We start from the raw sequence: 19,176 nt of genomic DNA on the forward strand, positions 1-19,176 counted from the left end.
GGAGCCCCGCCGGGAGGTCGGTGGCCGGTGGCCGCGAGTTTGCCTCGCGTTCAACATCCATTGCCACACTGGCGCCGCGTCTGGGGGTCACGTCACCAGCGTCGGGTGACTCGCGTAACGCCAGACCCGTGCCGATCGAACGAGAGCCGAACAGATGCCAAAGTCTGCGTGGACCGACGGTCCGCTGACCCGCGACCTCGCGAGGGCGAGGAGTGCGCTGAGCCGCGCTGCCAGCGATCCCGTTGCGCGACAGGCGCTCCCGCGCAAGGTGCGCGTCGAGCTCGGTCGGCGCCTGCCTGCGCCACCGCGTCGTCGCAACCGCGTCGACGTGCCGCGACCCGACATCCCCGGGGGCCCGGTCAATCGACCCGGGGTCACGGCCGCGGTGATCCTCGACGACTTCTCGGCCCTCGCGCTGCGCTACGAGTGGGAGCAGGTCGCGGTCGAGCCGTCGACCTGGCAGCAGACCCTGCACTCGCGGCCGGTCGACCTCCTCTTCGTCGAGTCCGCATGGAACGGCAACGGTGGCGCCTGGCGCCTCGCCATGACGGGGGAGGGCGCGCCGTCGGTGGCACTCACCGAGCTCGTGGCGTGGTGCCGGCAGCACGGCATACCGACGGTGTTCTGGAACAAGGAGGACCCGCCGAACTACGACGCCTTCCTCCCGACGGCCCGCCTCTTCGACCAGGTCTTCACCGTCGACGCGGGCCGCATCGAGGACTACCGGCGCGACCTCGGCCACGACCGGATCGCGCTGCTGCCCTTCGGTGCCCAGCCGCGCATCCACAACCCGATCCGCCGGGGCCCGGGCCGGGTGCGCGACGTCGCGTTCGCCGGAACGTACTTCGCCGACAAGCACGACGAGCGGCGCGACCAGATGGCGACGGTCCTGGAGCCGGCGCTGCCGCTCGGCCTCGAGATCTGGTCGCGCATGGCAGGTGGGGACAAGCGCTACCAGTTCCCCGGTGCCTACGCGCGAGCCGTCGTCGGCAGCCTGCCCTACGAGCGCCTGCTCGGCGCCTACACCTCGTACCGCGTCTTCCTCAACGTCAACTCGGTCGTCTCGTCCACGACGATGTGTGCGCGTCGGCTCTTCGAGCTCGCCGCGGCACAGACGGCCGTTCTCTCCGCACCGTCCGCGGCGATCGAGCCGTTCTTCGGTGACACCGTGCGGGTGAGCGCCTCGACGGAGCAGACGGAGCTCGAGCTGCGTGCCCTCCTGCAGCACCCGGAGTACCGCGACCGTCTCGCCCTGCGCGCCCACCGCCGCGTGCTCGACGAGCACCGCTACGAGCACCGGGTCGCCGCGGTGCTCGGCTCGGTCGGGATCCCTACGACCGAGCGGGACTGCTCCGTCTCGGCGGTCGTGCCCTCGATGCGCCCCGACCAGGTCGACCACGTCCTCGACTTCCTTGCGGCACAGTCACACCCGCAGCTCGAGCTCGTCCTCGTCACGCACGGCTTCGAGGTCGACGAGCGGCAGGTGCGGGCGAGGGCGCGCGACCTGGGTCTGAGCGCCGTCATCGTCGCAACACCCCGGCAGGGGACCCTCGGGGCCTGCATGAATGCCGGTGTGGATGCGGCTTCGGGTCGCTTCGTCGCGAAGATGGACGACGACAACCACTACGCCGAGCACTTCCTGCGCGACCTCGTGCGCGCCTTCGACTACTCGGAGGCGAGCGTCGTCGGCAAGTGGGCGCACTACGCGCACCTGCGCTCGACGGGCGCCACCCTGCTGCGCTTCCCCGACGCGGAGCACCGCTACGTCGACCTCGTGCAGGGCGGCACCATCGTCGTGCCCCGTGAGATCGCTCGGCAGGTGCGCTTCGAGGACCTGCCCCGGCGGGTCGACACGACCTTCCTCGAGAAGGTGCGGCGCGACGGTGGCCGCGTCTACTCCACCGATCGCTTCAACTTCGTCTCGATGCGGGCGGCCACGCCCGACGGCCACACCTGGCCCGTCTCGGACCTCGAGCTGCTGGCCCGGCGGGGGTCGCTCGTCTTCCACGGCGATCCCGTCGAGCACGTCACCGTCTGACCTGCTGTCCACGTCACACCCCACCTCACCACCCCACCCTCCGCCCGTCCGACCACCTGCCCGGGAGCACCGTGACCACCGTGAGCGCCCCACCGCCCGCCCGACGCCTCGTCGCGTCCTACTGCTTCCCGCCGTACTCCGACACGGCCGCGATCGTCGCTGCCAAGCGCGTGGCCGAGCACGGGGAGCCCGTCGACGTCGTCTTCAACGCGATGGACGCGATCCGCAGCCGTGACCCCGGGCTCGTGCGGCTCTGCGGAGGTCTCGTGCGTCGGTGGGCCGCGGTGCCGTCGCGCACGGCGTTCAGCTCGTGGAGCTCGATCGGCGACTTCCAGCGGCTCGGCCTCGCCGAGGTCGCCCGCTGGGAGGCGGAGCAGGGGCCCTACGCCTCGCTCTACAGCCGGGCTCAGTTCGCGGCGTCGCACTTCCTCGCGGCCGAGGTGAAGCTCGGCCGGCCCGACATCGTCTGGGACGCCGAGTTCTCCGACCCGCTGTCGCACGACGTGCAGGGTGGGGCTCGCGCCACGCCCGCGGAGGACGACCGCACCCTGCGCCGGCTGCGCGTCGCCATCGAGGCAGCCGGGTTCCGTCCGCCTGCTGGCCTCAACGCTTTCGAGTGGTGCGAGGTCGCGGCCTTCGCCCTGGCCGACCGGGTCATCTTCACCAATGAGCACCAGCGCGACTTCATGCTCGAGGGCTGCCACGACCCGCAGCTCGCCGCGCGGGTCGAGCAGGTGGCCGTCGTGTCACCGCACCCCACGCCGCCGAGTGAGCTCTATGCCGCCGCGTCCCCGCAGCTGCGCCTCGACCCCGCGCGCCGGCACATCGGCTACTTCGGCAACTTCTATGCCAACCGCGGCCTGTCGCTCGTGCTCGACGGCATCAGCCTCCTGCCCCCGTCGACCCGCGGGCAGCTCGCGCTGCACGTCTTCACCAGCGACCCCGACGAGCTCGACAAGGAGGTCGCCCGGCGGGGCCTGTCCGGCGAGGTGCACGCGCGTCCGTTCGTCGGCTACCTCGACTTCCTCGCCCTGACCCGCCGGATGGACTGCCTCCTCGTGACCGACGCGGTCAGCCCGCCCGGCGCACGCAACCCCTTCCTCCCCTCGAAGTGGAGCGACTACCGCGGCAGCGGCACGCCGGTGTGGGGCATCGTCGAGGAGGGGAGTGCGCTCGACGCGCAGCCCCTCGACCACCGCAGCCCGGTCGAGCACGCCACCGCGGCAGCCCAGGTGCTCCAGCGCATCGCCCATGTGGTCCCGGTCGCTGGCGCGGCCCCTCAGGACCCGTCGCGGGGTCGATAGGCAGCCGACGGGTCCGGGCGCACCCGGATCTCGCGGTAGAGGCGCAGGTCGTCCCGCAGCCACCGCGGGTTCGGCAGTCGCCGCCGCCCCAGCTCCGCGGCATACCGCTCCATCGCCTCGAGCAGCTCGTCCTGGGCGAGATTCAGATGGTCTCTGTTGACGGCGCCGCAGCGCAACGAGCGAACGCGCGTCTGAGCGGCTGCGACCTGGGCCATCAGCTCCGCTGTCCGCTGTGGCTGGGTCGGGTCACGGGGTGCTGCACTCGTCATGAGCCGGCTTCCGGTATGCCGTGGCCGCTCAGTGGTGCGGACGCGATGCCCCTTGAGAGTACGCCTGCGGCCAGCGGACCCGTTGGCACCCATCGATGTCGTCGGCACGCCCACCGCGCAAGCCGTCAGCCGAGGATGATGCGGCGCAGCTGGTCGCCCGACGTCGAGCCGGCGAATCGCTCGGCTGCGACTGCGGCCGCCTCCGTTCCGGCCACAGCCCACCCGCCGCGTCCCGACAGGTCGAGCACCCGCTCCGCCGCGCTCCCGGCGTCGCGCGCCACCCAGTCGTCGGGGAAGAGTCCCCTCGCGCCACCGATCTCGGCATAGACGGGCCAGTCGCGCACGACGGGAACGGCGCCGCTGGCCGCCATCTCGACGAGCCCGATGTGAAAGCCCTCGCGGCGGCTCGAGCTGACCCCCCAACCCACCCGCTGCAGCACCTCGGGCAGCGACCGGGTGTAGCCGACGAAGTCGACGGCCTCGACGAGGCCGGAGCCGCCGGTGCCGCCGGTGCCGCCGGAGAGCAGCCGGGACCGGAAGCGCTCTGCCGCTCGGCTCTCGACGCCGTTGCCGCTCGACAGCGGGAAGTCGGTGCCGACGAGCAGCAGCCGCCAGCGGTCGTCCTCGGCGCGGAGGCGCTCGAGCAGGTCGAGGGTCCAGCACGGGTCCTTGACCTGCTGACCCCACCCGACCATGCCGAGGGTGTGCTCGGCCCCCTCGAGCTTGGGCAGCGCGTAGCGGCCGACGTCGACCGGGTTGGCGACGACGTGCTGGCGCACCCCGTCGAGCCGCCCGCCCAGGGCTCGCTCGGTCGCCAGCCGCAGGTGCTCGCTCGGGAAGATCGCGTCGTCGACCCGCTCCCACCGAGCCGTGTGCAGCCACGCGCTCAGGGTGTCGACCCCGTGCAGCCGCACGACGACCCGGGTGCGGTCGGGCACGTGCTCGGTCGCGAGCGACAGCCCCTTGTCGGCCCAGTCGACGAAGAGCACGTCGGTGTCGAGGACCGCCGCCGTCGCCGCGTCGAGCGTGGGGCGACCCGCGCTCCTCGCCGCGACGCGCTCGCGCACGGTGACGGGGTCGACGGCAGTGTTGCCGTAGCGGCGGTCCCGCGCGGCGAGGTCGAGCACCTCGACGGCAGCGTGACCCTCGAGCTCGCGAACGACCGCGCCCGCGAACTTCGGGTAGGCGCCGGGCAGCACGGTGACCCGAGGTCGCGCCGACGCTCGGGGCCTCTCGGGGGTCCTCTCCCGGGCCGCGGCCTGTCGCTCGGGCGGCGGGTCGATCACCGGGCTCAGCAGCTGCCCGACCTGCGAGCTGCGCAGTGGCGCAAGGAAGCTCGTCGGTCGCGCGACGATGGGAGAGCTCGGCGCCGCCGTGTGCAGCACCCGCGCGAAGAGCAGGTCGAGGGCGATGGTCGCGAGGAAGGTGACGCGGTCGAGGTCCCCGGAGGCCAGAGCGTCGTCAGCGTGCCGCAGGCACGTCGCCACGACACCCGGCACGTCGGCCGGCTCGCCCGACAGGGTCGGCGCGGCTGCCCCGTCCTCGTCGATCCTGATGAGCGCCTCGAGGGCTCCGTGGCCGGCAGCCTCTGCCTCGGCCGGGCCCGCCACGGCCAGGCAGTCGTCGAGCAGCTGGGTGGCCGCGGCCCGGCGTCCCGCACGCACGAGCCGGTATGCCGCCCCGGTCCACAGCGCCGCCGGTGACCGTTCGTCGCCGGTCGCCTCTGCGTCACGCAGCACCTGCGAGGCCTGACGCAGGCCGAGTGCCTCGGCACGGCTGAAGCCCGTGCGGCTGGCGGCCACCTCGAGCGTGAGGGCGGCGAGCTCCGGCCCGCCGTCGCGCCGGTGGGAGCGTCGCCCGCCTCGCCCATCACCTCGCCCGTCACGATGCCGGTCACCAGGCCTTTCACCGCGGCCCGAGCGCCGGCCGGCGAGACGGTCGACCACGCGGTCACCCGCGGCGTCGAGGACGAAGAGCTCTCGCGGCCCGTGCAGGAGGGCAGTGGCCGGCTCGTCGGTACGGGCGGCTCCGGCTGCCGCCACCCGGGCCGGCAACACCTCAGGGGCGAGCCGGCGCGTGATCCGCAGGCCCTCCCGGGTGAGGCGCCGCGCTGCCCGGCCGGCGCGGTTTGCCCTCGCGGCCTGCCCGTCCCGGTCCGGCTCTGCAGGCAGCAGGCGGCTCACGACCGAGGCGGTCGCGGGCTCGATCGCAGGTAGGTCAGCAGGCAGCACGGCGAGACGGTGGGTGGTGTGGCTCGAACGCAGCGGGTCGGCGAGGCGACCGCGCAGGTGGAGGACGCGGACGGCATACCCCGCCTGGGTGAGGAGGCGGAGGGCGCCCGCGTGCGCGTTGACCGACCGGGCGTCACCGGCGACGACGACGAGCGGATGGGTGATGCGCGGCGGTGTCGTGAGGGCCGCCCACGGCGAGCGGGCCCGGCCCAGCTGCTGGCGCACGAGGGAGTCGACGAGCTCGGTCGGCTCTGCCGTGCGCAGCTGCTCGACGACGGCGAGACGCGAGCCGAGGTCACGGGTGCCAGTGGGCGTCGGCGAGCGGAAGTAGGCCGCGCCGCGACGGGCCGGGGTGAGGTCGTAGCCGCTGAACTGGCGCTCGAAGGTGCCGAAGAGGTGCGCCGTCAGCACCGAGTCCTCGTCGTGGCGCAGCGACGGGACGAAGGGCGTCTCCAGGAGCCAGCTCGTCGGATAGACCTTGGCGCCGACGGAGCTCGCGAGCTCGAGGTCGGTGACGACGGACGGCGCACGCCCCGGTGGCAGGGACCCGTCGGGCTCGACGTCGACGACGCGCGCCGCCGCCACCCGGTCGGGGGCAGCCGAGGCGAGGAGCAGCTCGAGGTAGTCGGGGCCGACGAAGTCCTTCTCGGCGACGAAGGTGGTCCAGGCGCCGCGGGCGCGGGCGAGTGCGGCGTTGCGGGCGGCGGCGCGCGTGGTGCCGTCGGCGGCGACGAGCACGACCTCGGGGCCCGAGGAGATCCCGTCGAGCTGCACCGCGACGCGCGCGGCGACCTCGGCCCGGTGGGCGTCCGAGTCGTCGGCCAGAGTGACGACGACCTCGAAGCGGTGCGCGGCCAGCGTCTGCGCCGCGAGGCTGTCGAGGCATCGGCGCAGGTGGTCGCTCTTGGCGAGCGCGGGTACGACGACGGTGAGCTCGGGCACGCGCCGAGGCTAGGTGGCACCGCTTACAGTGCGGAGAACACCGCGTGACGAGCACGTGGACGCGAGGAGGTCACCTGCCGTGCCCGAGGGCGACACCGTCTGGCGCACCGCGCAGCGGCTCCATGCCGCGCTCGCGGGCAAGCCGATCGTCGAGGCCGACCTGCGCTGGCCGGAGATCTCCACCGCCGACCTCAGCGGCCGGGAGACGATCGAGGTCGTGAGCCGCGGCAAGCACGTCCTGCACCGCATCGAGGGTGGGCTCACCCTGCACTCACACCTGCGCATGGAGGGGCAGTGGCGCATCGAGGCGACGCCGGCGCTGGCGGCGCGCTGGCGGCGCAACCCGCAGCTGCGGGCGCTCGTGTCCGCGGCCGACTGGACCGCCCTCGGCCTCCGGCTCGGCATGCTCGACCTCGTGCCGACGGGCCGCGAGGGCGACCTCGTGGGTCACCTCGGGCCCGACGTGCTCGGCCCCGACTGGGACGCCGCGCAGGCCGTCGACAACCTCGCCCGTGCGCACGTGCCGATCGGGCAGGCCCTGCTCGACCAGCGCAACCTCGCGGGCGTCGGCACGATGTGGTGCGCCGAGACGCTCTTCCTCGAGAAGCTGCCGCCGTGGACCCTCGCCGACGGGCTCGACCGCGCCGTGCTCGAACGGGTCGTCGCGCGCGCACACCGGCTCATCGACAACGGCAAGAACCACGCTGTGCAGTCGAGCACCGGTTCCCACCGGCTCGACGATGCGCACTACGTCCACGCCCGCAGCGGCCGGCCCTGCCGGAGGTGCGGCACGACGGTGCGCGTGGCGCCGATCGGGGTGCCGCCGCAGGAGCGCACGATGTTCTACTGCCCGAGCTGCCAGGGCGGCCTCGGGCCGACCGACGACGGTCGTGCGCAGCGGCCGCTCGGAGCCGAGGGCCGGTCGGCGACCGGCCGCAGGGTGGTGCGCTGACCCGCACGGGGTCGTGCGCTGTGACGGGCACGGGGTCGTGCGCTCACGGGGTCGGGCCAAAACCGTGCCGGTGTCGGCGGGCCGTCCTAGTGTGGATGGTCGAGACCGGCAGACCGCTCGGTCCCGCCCAGTCCCGCTCGAGACCCCGACCCCGAAGGAGTGCGTCATGGCCTCTCGACTCAACCCCTACATCAGCTTCCGCGACAACGCCCGTGAGGCGATGGAGTTCTACCAGAGCGTCTTCGGTGGCGAGCTCAACGTCAGCACGTTCGGCGAGTTCGGCGCCCCCGAGGGCACGCCCCCCGACGGCATCATGCACGCGCAGCTCAACACGCCGAGCGGCTACACCATCATGGCGGCCGACACCCCGGCGGGCATGAGCCACAACCCCGGCGACACGATGAGCGTCAGCCTGAGCGGCGACGACGGCGACGACCTCCGCGGCTACTTCGCCAAGCTCTCCGAGGGCGGCAGCGTCAGCGTGCCGCTCGAGAAGCAGATGTGGGGTGATGAGTTCGGCATGGTGACCGACCGGTTCGGCGTCGGCTGGATGGTCAACATCGCCGGCGCCCCGGCCTGACTGCCGGCGCTGCTGTCGCCCGGCGCGGCTCTGGTCAGCCCCGCAGCCGGGCGAGCTCGGCGGCCAGCTCGCCCGGGCTGACGAAGCTCGTGTGCGTGCCTTCGGTGCCGCATGCCCAGGCTCCGGCCACCGCGCCGGACAGGGCTGCCGACCGGGCGCCCCTGCCGGCCAGCCAGGCCGACAGGAAGCCGGCGACGTAGGCGTCGCCCGCGCCGTTCGAGTCGACGGCCGGCCGTCCGGGCACGTCGACCGCGGGCACCGCGAAGCGGCCACCCTCACGCACGGTGACGCGGCTGCCGCGGGCGCCGTCCATGACGATGACGACCCGCGCCCGTCCCCGGTCCAGCACGTCGGCGACGACGGCGTCCTCGACCCCCTCGAGGCGTGCGCCTGACACGAAGACGAGGTCGGCGGCCCGGGCGAACGGCCGGTGGTGGGGGTTGCTGCCGTCCCAGTCGTGCAGGTCGGTCGAGGTCGTCAGGCCGCGCCCGGTCGCGTCGTCCAGCGCTGCCACCGTCCACGGCATGATCGACGCGTGCACGTGCCGGGCGGCGGCGACCGCGTCGCGCCACAGCGCGGCGTCGGGCTCGAGGTCGTAGGGGTGGCGCGGGTCGTAGAACGACATCCGCCGCCCTTGGGGGTCGACGAGGTTGACCGCCCGCCGGGTGCCCGACGGATGCACGACGTGGTCGAAGCGGACACCTTCGGCGGCCAGCCGCTCGGTGACCATCCGACCCTCGGCGTCGTCGCCGATGACGTCGACGAAGTGCGTGACGAGCCCGAGGTGGTGGCAGCCCAGCGCGACCCCGGTGCCGGTGTGTCCGACGACCGTCCGGATCGGCGGCACCACGTGCGAGTCGGCGAGGGGCACCGGCAGAGCCTCGACCCGCACGATCGTGTCGACGCCGGCGCCACCGACGACGAGCACGTCGGTCTGCACGTCGGTCTGCACGTCGGGGGCCCGGGGCGGCGTGGTCGTCACGGGCGCGTCACGCCGAGGATGCCGAGGCACATCTCGTCGGTCGTTCCCTCGCCCCACACGACATACCGCTCCGGTATGCCGCGCAGCTCGGGCAGCTTGTCGCGCCAGGCCTGGTCGTGGGTGCAGGTCACCTGCAGGCGGTCGCCGGGCTTGATGGCGGTGGCCGGGATGGAGACGGCGCCCTGGTTGTCGAAGTCCCAGACCTTGGTGTCGAGCAGGGTGCGTGCCTTGGGCGTGCCGGGGTTGAGGTCGATGCGGATGCTCGACCCGAGGCGGTGCATGTGACCGGCGACGGTGCGCACGGTCGCCGGCTGCTGCACCGTGCGGGAGCACGACTGCGTCGCACCGGGCGTGGGCGTGAAGGTGCCGTCGCAGAGCAGCAGGAGCCCCGCGACCATGCGCCCCGCGTTCGCGCCGAAGCGTGCTGAGACGTCGAGCACGGCGGCATCCCGGTTGCAGAGCGGGCCCGAGTGACCTGCCCTGCAGGGCAGCTCGACCGGCGCGGGCAGGAGCATCGTGTCGAGCGGCGTCAGCGCCTTGGTCGAGATGCGCAGGTCGACGGCGGTGCGGTCGGGCGTCGCGCCGTGCAGCAGGTTGTAGTGCACCTGCAGGACGAGCAGCGAGCCCTTCGGCAGCGGGATGCCGATGTCGGGGTCGAGCAGCCGCTCGGTGCCGCCCGGCGCCCAGGCCCCGACCCACGGTGCGTCGTCGAGCATCGAGCCCTGTGAGCCGAGCCCGGTGCCGCCGAAGCACGTCCAGCCGTCGCCGGGAGTCTCCGCGTCTCGCTGGCGAGCGGCAGCGGCCTGGCTGGGCGGCACCCGGTAGAGGATGACGTGGTGCACCTCGGCGGGCTGGCCCGGCGCGATGTCGAAGCCGGTGACGAAGGAGTCGCGCGCGATCTTCGGGTCGAGGACGAAGCAGCGGTAGTCATCGGTGCCGCCGCTCGGTGCCTTCGGGGTGTAGGGGGCCGGAACCGCGACGCTGCGCAGCGACTCCCCGGGACGCAGGGCGGCCGGAGCAGCCTTGGGAGTGGACGAAGCCCCGTGCCCGGAGGCCCCGGACTGCCCTGCGCCAGAAGCCTGCCCGGATGAAAGCCCGGACGCGTGGCCTGAAGGGTCACCGGCTGACGTCGGGTGCCCGGTGGCGCCGTGGGTGGCTCCCGCGTGGCCGTCGAGGCGCGACTGCGCGGCGAGGTTGGGGCTGCCGCAGCCTGCGGCCAGCAGCGCGGCCACGGCCAGGGCCGCGCCGAACGGGGCGAGGCGCCGTCGGGTCGTCACCGCACCAGTGTAGGAAGCCTCAGGGACTCTCGGGTGTCCTGCTGACCGGGATCCGCCGGGCGTCGGGCGCGCTGAGCCGCTCGGCGTTGGCCTCGGAGTCGGCCAGCTCCTTCTGCGACTCGAGCTCGGCCTCGACGCGTGCGAGGTAGGAGGCGACTGCCCGGGCCACGTCGTCGTCGGTCCAGCCGAAGATGGGAGCGACGAGCCGGGCGGCGGCGTCGGCGCTCTCGGTGCCGCGGTGGGGCGTCTCGATCGAGATGCGGGTGCGGCGGGCGAGGATGTCGTCGAGGTGGAGGGCGCCCTCGTGCGTCACGGCGTAGACGACCTCGACCTTGAGGTACTCCTCCGCCCCGGGCAGCGGCTCGAAGAGGCTGCGGTCGCCCTCGGCGAGCGCGAAGAGCTCGTGGACGAGCGACCCGTAGCGCTGGAGCAGGTGGTTGATCCGCCACACCGGCAGGTCCTGGTGCCGGGCGAGCCGGTCGACCTGGTTGACGAGGGCGGGGTAGCCCTCGGCGCCGGAGAGCGGGATGAACTCGGTGACGCTGTCGGAGACGTCGCCGCCGATGTCCTCGCGCGCGGCGTCGACGGCGTCGGCCGCCATGACGCGGTAGGTCGTGTACTTGCCGCCCGCGATCGAGATCAGGCCCGGCTGCGGACGGGCGACGGCGTGCTCGCGGGAGAGCTGGCTCGTGTCCTCGCTCTCGCCCGAGAGCAGCGGGCGCAGTCCGGCATAGACGCCCTGGATGTCGTCGTGGGTGAGGGGCACGTTGAGCACTGCGTTGAGGTGCTCGAGGATGTAGTCGATGTCGGCGCGGGTCGCGGCGGGGTGCGCGAGGTCGAGGTCCCACTCCGTGTCGGTCGTGCCGATGATCCAGTGGGTACCCCACGGGATGACGAAGAGCACCGACTTCTCGGTGCGCAGGATGAGGCCGGTCTCGGAGTTGATGCGGTCGCGGGCGACGACGATGTGCACGCCCTTGGAGGCCTGCACGTGGAAGCGCCCACGCCCGCCCGCCATCGTCTGGATGTCGTCGGTCCACACCCCGGTGCAGTTGATGACGACGGAGGAGTGCACCTCGACGCGCTCGCCGGTCTCGACGTCCTCGACGACCGCGCCGACGACCCGCTCGCCGGCACGGAGCAGGTCGACGACGCGGGCGGAGGAGAGCACCGTCGCGCCGTATGCCGCGGCCGTGCGGACCGTCATCATCGTGTGGCGGGCGTCGTCCGCCTGGGCGTCGTAGTAGAGCAGCGCGCCGGTCAGGGCGTCGCGCTTGAGCGACGGAGCGAGCCGCAGGGCGCCGGTGCGGGTCAGCTGCTTGTGCCGGGGCGTCGACCGGGCGCCGCCCATGGAGTCGTAGAGCGTGAGTCCTGCTGTGACGTAAGGACGCTCCCAGCCCCGGCCGGTCAGGGGGTAGAGGAACGACACGGGTCGCACGAGGTGCGGAGCGATGCGCGTGAGCATGAGCTCACGCTCCTTGAGGGCCTCGCGCACGAGGTCGAAGTTCATCTGTTCGAGGTAGCGCAGGCCGCCGTGGAAGAGCTTCGACGAGCGCGAGGACGTGCCGGAGGCGAAGTCGCGCTGCTCGACGAGGGCCACGGAGAGCCCGCGGGTGGCGGCGTCCAGTGCCGTGCCGGCCCCGGTGACGCCGCCGCCGACGACGAGCACGTCGAACTTCTTCGTCGCCAGGCGCTTCCATGCCGTGGCGCGGTAGTCACCGTTCAGGCGGACCGGACTCGTCATGCGGAAACCTCCAGCCGTTGTGCCGAGGGCTCCACCCTAACCACGCCTGCCTTCGATAGGTTCGGGGCCATGCCGACAGCGCAGAGCAGCCACGTCGTCTCGATCGACCAGGGCACGACGAGCACGCGAGCCATGGTCTTCGACCGAGCGGGCCGGGTCGTGGCCGTCGACCAGCTGGAGCACCGCCAGATCTTCCCGCGGGCCGGCTGGGTCGAGCACGACGCGCTCGAGATCTGGCAGAACACGCGAGCGGTCGTCGGCGGCGCGCTCGGCAAGGCCAACCTCAACGCGACCCACGTCGCGGCCGTCGGCATCACCAACCAGCGCGAGACCGCCGTCGTCTGGGAGCGGGCGACCGGGCAGCCGATCCACAACGCCATCGTCTGGCAGGACACCCGGACCCAGGCCATCTGCGACGAGCTGGCCGGAGAGGTCGGGCCCGAGCGTTTCAAGGCCGTCACCGGGCTGCCGCTCGCCACCTACTTCGCGGGGCCGAAGGTGCGCTGGATCCTCGACAACGTCGAGGGGGCGCGCGAGCGGGCCGAGGCCGGCGAGCTGCTCTGCGGCACCATCGACAGCTGGCTGCTGTGGAACCTCACCGGGGGAGCCGACGACGGGGGCATCCACGTCACCGACGTCACCAACGCCTCGCGCACGCTGCTCATGGACCTGCGCACCCTTGCCTGGGACGAGCAGATCGCCGCCGAGATGGGCGTGCCGCTCGCGATGCTGCCCGAGATCCGCTCGTCGTCGGAGGTCTACGGCACGTGCAAGCCCGGCATCCTCATCGACGTGCCGGTCGCCGGCATCCTCGGCGACCAGCAGGCGGCGACGTTCGGGCAGGCGTGCCTCGAGGTCGGCACGGCGAAGAACACCTACGGCACCGGCAACTTCATGCTGCTCAACACCGGGCACGACATCATCGACTCGACGCACGGACTGCTGACGACCGTCTGCTACCAGCTCGGTGACGCCCCGCCGGTCTATGCGCTCGAGGGATCGATCGCGGTCACCGGGTCGCTCGTCCAGTGGCTGCGCGACAACCTCGGCCTCATCAAGGACGCCAAGGAGGTCGAGACCCTGGCCGCCACCGTCGACGACAACGGCGGCGCCTACTTCGTGCCGGCCTTCTCGGGCCTCTTCGCCCCGCACTGGCGCTCCGACGCCCGCGGTGCGCTGGTCGGGCTGACGCGCTTCGTCAACAAGGGCCACATCGCCCGGGCCGCCCTGGAGGCCACCGCGTTCCAGACCCGCGAGGTGCTCGAGGCCATGAACGCCGACTCGGGCGTGCCGCTCACCGAGCTGCGGGTCGACGGCGGCATGGTCGCCAACGAGACGCTCATGCAGTTCCAGGCCGACCTGCTCGGCGTCGACGTCGTGCGCCCGCTCGTCGCGGAGACGACGGCGCTCGGCGCTGCGTATGCCGCCGGGCTGGCTGTCGGCTACTGGTCGAGCACGGCCGAGATCACCGAGAACTGGGGTGAGGACCGCCGGTGGTCGCCCCGCATGGACGAGGCCGAGCGGGAGCGGCTCTATCGGCAGTGGAAGAAGGCGGTGCAGCGCACCCTCGACTGGGTCGACGAGGACACGGCCTGACGGCATACCTGCTCGGCGGACCCCAGCCGCCTCGGCGCGGGTGTCGGAGGTCAGGCCAGGGCCGCGATCACGGCGTCGTAGTCGGGCTCCTGGCCGATGGTCGGCACGACCTGCGTGTGCGTGATGATGCCCTCCGCGTCGATGACGACGACCGCGCGCGCGAGCAGCCCGCGGAAGGCGCCGTTGTTCATCGCGACCCCGTAGTCCTCGCCGAAGTGCGAGCGGAACGTCGAGGTGACGAGGACGTTGTCGATGCCCTCTGCCCCGCAGAAGCGGTTCAGTGCGAAGGGAAGGTCGGCCGAGACGCAGATGACCGTTGTGTCCTCGAGGCCGGCGGCGAGCTCGTTGAAGCGGCGCACGCTCGCGGCGCAGACGCCGGTGTCGATGCTGGGGAAGATGTTGAGCACCACGCGAGTGCCGTGCGGCAGCGTCACGTCGTGCAGGTCAGAGCCCGTGAGGGTGAACTCCGGAGCGATGTCTCCCACGGCGGGGAGCTCTCCGACGGTGTGGACCTCGGTGTCGCCGAGACGGGTGGTTGCTATGCAACGGTTCTAGCATCCGGGCGCCGCGGGCGCGCGGCGCGTCCGTCGACGGCGGCCGGTGCACCGCCACCCCGTGCTCCGCGTAGGTTGTCCCCCATGACGGAGCAGACGGGCCCGCCGCTCGACCCGGAGCAGACCCGACAGGTGGTCGCGATGGCCATGGAGCTCGCGCGCGAGGGCCGCACGGAGGACCTCGTCGACCTCGTCGACCACGGCCTGCCGGTCGACGTCTTCGACGGGGCAGGCAACACCGTCCTCATGCTCGCTGCCTACCACGGCCACCCCGAGACGGTGGCCGCCCTCGTCGAGCGCGGCGCCGACGTCGACCGCTGCAACGCCCGTGACCAGTCGCCGGTCGCCGGCGCACTCTTCAAGGGCGAGGACGAGGTCGTGCGTCTCCTCGTCGAGGCCGGCGCAGACCTCGATGCCGGCAGCCCGAGCGGGCGTGCCACGGCGGAGCTCTTCGGCCAGCAGCACCTCATCGAGCCCGAGGAGGTGGCACGCCGTGGCTGACCCGCAGCAGTCGACCGGGGCGGGCACCCGCTTCGTCATCAACATGATCGGGGTGGTGGGGCTCGTCTTCGGCGTGCTGCCGATCGTGCGCTACCTCCTGCAGCTCGACTTCTTCGGGTTCACGACCGCGCCCTACGACTGGCTGCAGCTCGAGGGCGCCGCGCGGTTCCTGCCGCCCGCCATGGTCCTCGTCGTCTGCATCGTCGCGGCCTACCTGCTCGAGAAGCGGCTCGAGCGCAGCTGACGCTCCGCCGTCCCAAGGTTGGACGGTGGCTGACGGTTCAACCACCGCAGCGTGATGTGATGTGGGCATGTCGCTCCGGGCCTCCCTCATCGCCGCGCTCGCCGTCGCGTCGAGCCTCGCGATCGCGCCCGCTGCGCCGGCCGTGGCCGCTGCGCCGGCTGTGGCCGCCGCACCGGCGTCTGCCGTCGTCGTTTCTGCCCCGGCCGCCGACCCGGTGACGCCGGAGGTCGCCTCGGTGCCCGTCGGCCCGGAGCCCGACGGCACTGCCGTGCGGCTCGACGTCTCCGTGTGGCCGCAGGCATCCGGCAAGCACCCGGTCGTGCTGCTCGCCCACGGCTTCGGCGGCTCGAAGGACTCCGTCACCGACCAGGCGAACGCCCTGCACGACCGCGGCTACGTCGTCGTCGCATGGAGCGCCCGCGGACACGGCGCGTCCGGCGGCAAGATCCACCTCAACGACCCGGCCTACGAGATCGCCGACGCCCGCACGCTGCTCGACCTCGCGGCCAAGCGCAGCGATGTCGAGCTCGACGCGCCCGGCGACCCGCGTGCCGGCGTCATGGGCGGCTCCTATGGCGGCGCGCTCGGACTCATGCTCGCCGGCGTCGACCCCCGGGTCGACGGCGTCGTCTCGGCCATCACGTGGAACGACCTCGCCGACGCGTTCTTCCCCCAGGCGGCGGTCACCACGGCGCCCACGACGGCGGCCGGCCGCGCACCCATCGCGACGCCCGGGCCGTTCAAGCAGGTCTGGGCGACCAACTTCTTCCTGTCGGCCAACCGCGGTGGCGGCGCTTCCGGTGGGTCCTCCGCACCCGCCGCCACCGGCACGAGCTCGTGCGGGCGCTTCGACCCCACGCTCTGCCGTCTCTTCGTGCAGGCCTCCGAGTCGGGCACCGCATCGCCCGAGCTGCTCGCCCTGCTCCACGCCCACAGCCCGAAGCCGACCATGGCGAAGGTCACCGCGCCGACCCTCCTCGTGCAGGGCATCGCCGACTCCCTCTTCGGGCTCGACCAGGCCGACGCCAACGCGCAGGCGCTCGCCGCCAGCCGCACGCCGTATGCCGTCCGGTGGAGTGACGGGGGTCACGACGGCCCGAGCAGCCACGAGGCGGACGAGACCGAGGCGTCCTACCAGTGGCTCGACCACTACGTGCGCGACAAGGCCCCGCACGACGGGCCCCTGCCGACGGCCGCCTTCACCTACGGCATCCCCGCCACGCGCAGTGGCCAGCCGAGCACGCTGACGACGCTGCCGGCATACCCCGGCCTGTCGGGTGGGCGGCTCGTCACCCGCGAGCTGCCCCTGACGACGACCGAGGGGGCGCTCGTGCACCCGCCCGGCGGCCAGCCGGCGTCGCTCATCGCGGTGCCCGGGCTCGCGGCGCTCGGGATCAGCCTCTCGACCTACCAGATCGCGGCGCTGCCCGGGCAGTCGACGGCGCTCGACACGCAGCCGATCGCCGAGGCGACGACCGTCGTCGGGTCGCCGGTCATGCGCTTCACCGTCACGTCCGACAGCCCCGACGTCACGCTCTTCGCATCGGTGTGGCGGGTGACCGGCGGCTCCGTCACCCTGACCAATCCGCTCGTCGCGCCGGTGCGGCTCGAGGTGACGCCGGGCCGGCCGACCCCGGTGACCATCTCGCTGCCGGGCGCGACGTACGAGCTGCCCGCGGGCACCCGGTGGCGGGTCCTGCTGACGAGCACCGAGTCGACCTATGCCAACTCGCGGGTCCCCAGCCGCATCCGCATCACCGACGCGTCTGCCCTGACGCTGCCGGTCGCGGTGGGCACGAGCGTCGGGGGAGCCGTCGCCGGAGGGCTCGACACCGAGGCGGTCATCGCCCTGGCCCTGCTCGGGGTGCTCCTGCTCGTCGCCCTCGGCGGATGGCTGGTGCGGCGCCGGCGCAGGCGTCACCTGCCGGCGCGTCCGGACCTCGCCGACATCCCGCTCGTCGTCGAGGGTCTCGTCAAGACCTACTCCGACGGGCACCGCGCCGTCGACGACGTGTCGTGGCGGGCCGAGAAGGGCCAGGTCGTCGGGCTGCTCGGCCCCAACGGCGCCGGCAAGACGACGACGATGCGCATGGTCATGGGCCTCATCGGCTCCGACGCCGGCTCGGTGCACGTGCTCGGCGAGGAGGTGCAGGCCGGCTCACCGGTGCTCGGCCGGGTCGGTGCCCTCATCGAGGGGCCGGGCTTCCTGCCCCACCTCACGGGTCGGCAGAACCTCGAGGCCTACTGGGCCGCGACCGGTCGCGCGACCGAGGACGCCCACTTCGACGAGGCGCTCGACGTCGCGGCTCTCGGTGGAGCGGTCGACCGTCCGGTCAAGTCCTACAGCCAGGGCATGCGGCAGCGGCTCGGCATCGCCCAGGCGATGCTCGGGCTGCCGGAGCTGCTCATCCTCGACGAGCCGACCAACGGCCTCGACCCGCCACAGATCGCGGCGATGCGCCCGATCCTGCGCCGGTATGCCGAGACCGGTCGCACCGTCGTCATCTCGAGCCACATGCTGGCCGAGGTCGAGATGACGTGCACCCACGTCGTCGTCATGCACGCCGGCCGCGTCATCACCGCAGGCCTCGTGGCCGACCTCGTCGACAGCGACGACACGACGATCGTCGACCTGCCCGAGCACGTCGACCACCACGCGCTCGCGGCGGCGGTGCACGCGCTCGAGGCCTCCGAGGGCATCACCGAGGTGCGCGTCGACACCCCGACCCGGCTCGTCGTCGTGGCCGACCGGGGTCGCGCTGACGTCGTCGCTGCAGCGGTGGCCGCCGGGCTCCCGGTCGTCGGCGTCAGCAGCCGGCGCCACCTCGAGGAGGTCTTCCTCGGTGTCATCTCGTCGGCCACCGCCCCGGGCGAGCCGATCGAGCCCGGTGACGAGGGCGCGTCCCTCGTCGAGCGACTGAGGCAGGTGAGGGCCCGATGAGCGAGACTCCACGACCCGGCTCCCGGGAGGTCAGCGAGCACGCACCCGGCGAGGCGCTGCTCGATGTCATGGAGCCCGCCGGTGCGACACCCAGCGGGCCGATCACTCGCGTGCACAGCCCGCTGTCCTGGCGTGCCGAGGTGCGTCGCCAGTGGGGCCGTCGGCGCACGACGTGGGCCTTCGGTCTGCTCCTCGCGCTCCCGCTCGTGCTCGTCGGGTCGTTCTTCTTCGGCGAGCGCTCCTCCAACAGCAACCGGGGCGGAGCGAGCTCACGGATCTTCGACCTCGCCCAGGACGGCGCGGCCAACTTCAGCCTCGTGCTCGTCTTCCTCGCGTCCGAGCTGCTCCTCGTGCTGCTCGCCGCCCTCTTCTGCGGCGACGCCGTGCCGTCCGAGGCCTCGTGGGCGTCGCTGCGCTACCTGCTCGTCGCGCCCGTGCAGCGGGCCAGGCTGCTGACGAGCAAGCTCGTCGTCGGGGTCGGGTCGACCCTGCTCGCGACCGTGCTGCTGCCCGCGTGGGGGCTGCTCGTCGGCGGCATCTTCTACGGGTGGGACCCCCTGACGAACCCCCTCGGCGAGAACCTCACGTGGGGCCAGTTCCTCCCGCGGCTGGTGCTCGCCATGGCCTACATCTTCATCACCCTCCTGCCGATCGCCGCCATCGCCTTCTGGCTCGGCACGCGGTCCGACGCACCGCTCGCGGCCGTGGGCGGTGCCGTGCTCGTCAGCATCCTGCTCAACATCCTCGACCAGCTCGACGCCCTCGACCCCTACCGCAACGCCTTCCCCGGCCACTACTCACGGGCCTGGCAGGACGCGCTCGCCGTGACCCCCGACTACTCCGACATGTTGCACGGCGCGCTGTGGTCACTGGTGTGGGCGGTCGCCTTCACGATGCTCGCCTACCGCCGCTTCCGCCGCTCCGACATCCTCAGCTGACGGGTCGGGGCGCTCCGCCGACCACGACAGTCCCGCCGTGGCGGGATCGTCGCGGCCGGACACCGCCGACCGCCGCAAACCGT

General features: G+C 72.9%; 15 protein-coding genes. 9 read left to right on the forward strand and 6 right to left on the reverse strand.

The window, feature by feature from the left end; all coding sequences use genetic code 11:
• The first annotated feature begins 154 nt into the window (after window positions 1-154).
• Entirely contained in the window at window positions 155-2,038 is a 1,884-nt protein-coding gene (locus FHX52_RS12910) for a glycosyltransferase family protein (RefSeq protein WP_141822624.1), read from the forward strand.
• 80 nt (window positions 2,039-2,118) lie between these two features.
• On the forward strand, window positions 2,119-3,342 hold the full coding sequence (locus FHX52_RS12915; RefSeq protein ID WP_141822626.1) for a glycosyltransferase family protein: 1,224 nt from the start codon (window positions 2,119-2,121) through the stop codon (window positions 3,340-3,342).
• On the opposite strand, the gene FHX52_RS12920 is transcribed toward FHX52_RS12915, so the two are convergent.
• Both FHX52_RS12920 and FHX52_RS12925 read right to left on the reverse strand, forming a co-directional pair.
• Window positions 3,318-3,611: a hypothetical protein gene (locus FHX52_RS12920; protein WP_141822628.1), complete on the reverse strand. Its 294-nt coding sequence runs from the start codon at window positions 3,609-3,611 to the stop codon at window positions 3,318-3,320. The genes FHX52_RS12915 and FHX52_RS12920 overlap by 25 nt on opposite strands.
• A 125-nt stretch (window positions 3,612-3,736) precedes the next feature.
• Complete coding sequence (locus FHX52_RS12925) at window positions 3,737-6,784, reverse strand: glycosyltransferase (protein ID WP_141822630.1); 3,048 nt, start codon at window positions 6,782-6,784, stop codon at window positions 3,737-3,739.
• Window positions 6,785-6,863: 79 nt separating this feature from the next.
• On the opposite strand from FHX52_RS12925, the gene FHX52_RS12930 reads away from it, so the two are divergent.
• Both FHX52_RS12930 and FHX52_RS12935 read left to right on the forward strand, forming a co-directional pair.
• Window positions 6,864-7,736, forward strand: a complete 873-nt coding sequence (locus FHX52_RS12930; RefSeq protein ID WP_141822632.1) for a DNA-formamidopyrimidine glycosylase family protein — start codon at window positions 6,864-6,866, stop codon at window positions 7,734-7,736.
• A gap of 166 nt (window positions 7,737-7,902) precedes the next feature.
• Entirely contained in the window at window positions 7,903-8,316 is a 414-nt protein-coding gene (locus FHX52_RS12935; protein WP_141822634.1) for a VOC family protein, read from the forward strand.
• A gap of 34 nt (window positions 8,317-8,350) precedes the next feature.
• Here the strand turns inward: FHX52_RS12935 and FHX52_RS12940 are convergent, their stop codons facing one another.
• Genes FHX52_RS12940 through FHX52_RS12950 form a run of 3 tightly spaced genes read right to left on the reverse strand, consistent with a single transcriptional unit; the run spans window position 8,351 to window position 12,319 of the window.
• Window positions 8,351-9,298, reverse strand: a complete 948-nt coding sequence (locus FHX52_RS12940; RefSeq protein WP_246069957.1) for a carbohydrate kinase family protein — start codon at window positions 9,296-9,298, stop codon at window positions 8,351-8,353.
• The gene (locus FHX52_RS12945) at window positions 9,295-10,575 is read right to left on the reverse strand and encodes a hypothetical protein (protein ID WP_141822636.1); all 1,281 of its coding nucleotides are present in this window, start codon (window positions 10,573-10,575) and stop codon (window positions 9,295-9,297) included. The genes FHX52_RS12940 and FHX52_RS12945 overlap by 4 nt, the downstream gene beginning before the upstream one ends.
• Before the next feature lie 19 nt (window positions 10,576-10,594).
• Window positions 10,595-12,319 (reverse strand): glycerol-3-phosphate dehydrogenase/oxidase, encoded by a 1,725-nt coding sequence (locus tag FHX52_RS12950; protein ID WP_141822638.1) that lies wholly within the window; start codon window positions 12,317-12,319, stop codon window positions 10,595-10,597.
• A 69-nt stretch (window positions 12,320-12,388) separates the two neighbouring features.
• On the opposite strand from FHX52_RS12950, the gene glpK reads away from it, so the two are divergent.
• Entirely contained in the window at window positions 12,389-13,915 is a 1,527-nt protein-coding gene (gene glpK, locus FHX52_RS12955) for a glycerol kinase GlpK (protein WP_141822640.1), read from the forward strand.
• A 50-nt stretch (window positions 13,916-13,965) separates the two neighbouring features.
• On the opposite strand, the gene tpx is transcribed toward glpK, so the two are convergent.
• On the reverse strand, window positions 13,966-14,457 hold the full coding sequence (tpx, locus tag FHX52_RS12960; RefSeq protein WP_141822642.1) for a thiol peroxidase: 492 nt from the start codon (window positions 14,455-14,457) through the stop codon (window positions 13,966-13,968).
• Between the two features lie 96 nt (window positions 14,458-14,553).
• Here tpx and FHX52_RS12965 point away from each other — a divergent pair, with 96 nt between their 5' ends.
• The 4 genes from FHX52_RS12965 (at window position 14,554) to FHX52_RS12980 (ending at window position 19,093) form a co-directional block, all read left to right on the forward strand.
• Window positions 14,554-14,970 (forward strand): ankyrin repeat domain-containing protein, encoded by a 417-nt coding sequence (locus tag FHX52_RS12965; RefSeq protein WP_141822644.1) that lies wholly within the window; start codon window positions 14,554-14,556, stop codon window positions 14,968-14,970.
• Window positions 14,963-15,214 (forward strand): hypothetical protein, encoded by a 252-nt coding sequence (locus FHX52_RS12970; RefSeq protein ID WP_141822646.1) that lies wholly within the window; start codon window positions 14,963-14,965, stop codon window positions 15,212-15,214. The genes FHX52_RS12965 and FHX52_RS12970 overlap by 8 nt, the downstream gene beginning before the upstream one ends.
• Before the next feature lie 67 nt (window positions 15,215-15,281).
• Window positions 15,282-18,155 (forward strand): alpha/beta fold hydrolase, encoded by a 2,874-nt coding sequence (locus tag FHX52_RS12975; protein WP_246069958.1) that lies wholly within the window; start codon window positions 15,282-15,284, stop codon window positions 18,153-18,155.
• A complete protein-coding gene (locus FHX52_RS12980; RefSeq protein ID WP_141822650.1) occupies window positions 18,152-19,093 on the forward strand; it encodes an ABC transporter permease in 942 nt (313 codons plus the stop codon). The genes FHX52_RS12975 and FHX52_RS12980 overlap by 4 nt, the downstream gene beginning before the upstream one ends.
• The last annotated feature ends 83 nt before the right edge of the window (window positions 19,094-19,176 follow it).

The organism is Humibacillus xanthopallidus (assembly GCF_006717145.1).
In the GTDB taxonomy this organism is placed as follows: Bacteria; Actinomycetota; Actinomycetes; order Actinomycetales; family Dermatophilaceae; genus Humibacillus; species Humibacillus xanthopallidus.

What these genes read in the sequence shown, in the direction of transcription:
- FHX52_RS12910 (WP_141822624.1), top strand. Translation starts at nt 155, where the DNA reads ATGCCAAAGTCTGCGTGGACCGACGGTCCGCTGACCCGCGACCTCGCG.
- FHX52_RS12920 (WP_141822628.1), bottom strand. Translation starts at nt 3,611, where the DNA reads ATGACGAGTGCAGCACCCCGTGACCCGACCCAGCCACAGCGGACAGCG.
- FHX52_RS12935 (WP_141822634.1), top strand. Translation starts at nt 7,903, where the DNA reads ATGGCCTCTCGACTCAACCCCTACATCAGCTTCCGCGACAACGCCCGT.
- FHX52_RS12950 (WP_141822638.1), bottom strand. Translation starts at nt 12,319, where the DNA reads ATGACGAGTCCGGTCCGCCTGAACGGTGACTACCGCGCCACGGCATGG.
- glpK (WP_141822640.1), top strand. Translation starts at nt 12,389, where the DNA reads ATGCCGACAGCGCAGAGCAGCCACGTCGTCTCGATCGACCAGGGCACG.
- FHX52_RS12965 (WP_141822644.1), top strand. Translation starts at nt 14,554, where the DNA reads ATGACGGAGCAGACGGGCCCGCCGCTCGACCCGGAGCAGACCCGACAG.
- FHX52_RS12975 (WP_246069958.1), top strand. Translation starts at nt 15,282, where the DNA reads ATGTCGCTCCGGGCCTCCCTCATCGCCGCGCTCGCCGTCGCGTCGAGC.
- FHX52_RS12980 (WP_141822650.1), top strand. Translation starts at nt 18,152, where the DNA reads ATGAGCGAGACTCCACGACCCGGCTCCCGGGAGGTCAGCGAGCACGCA.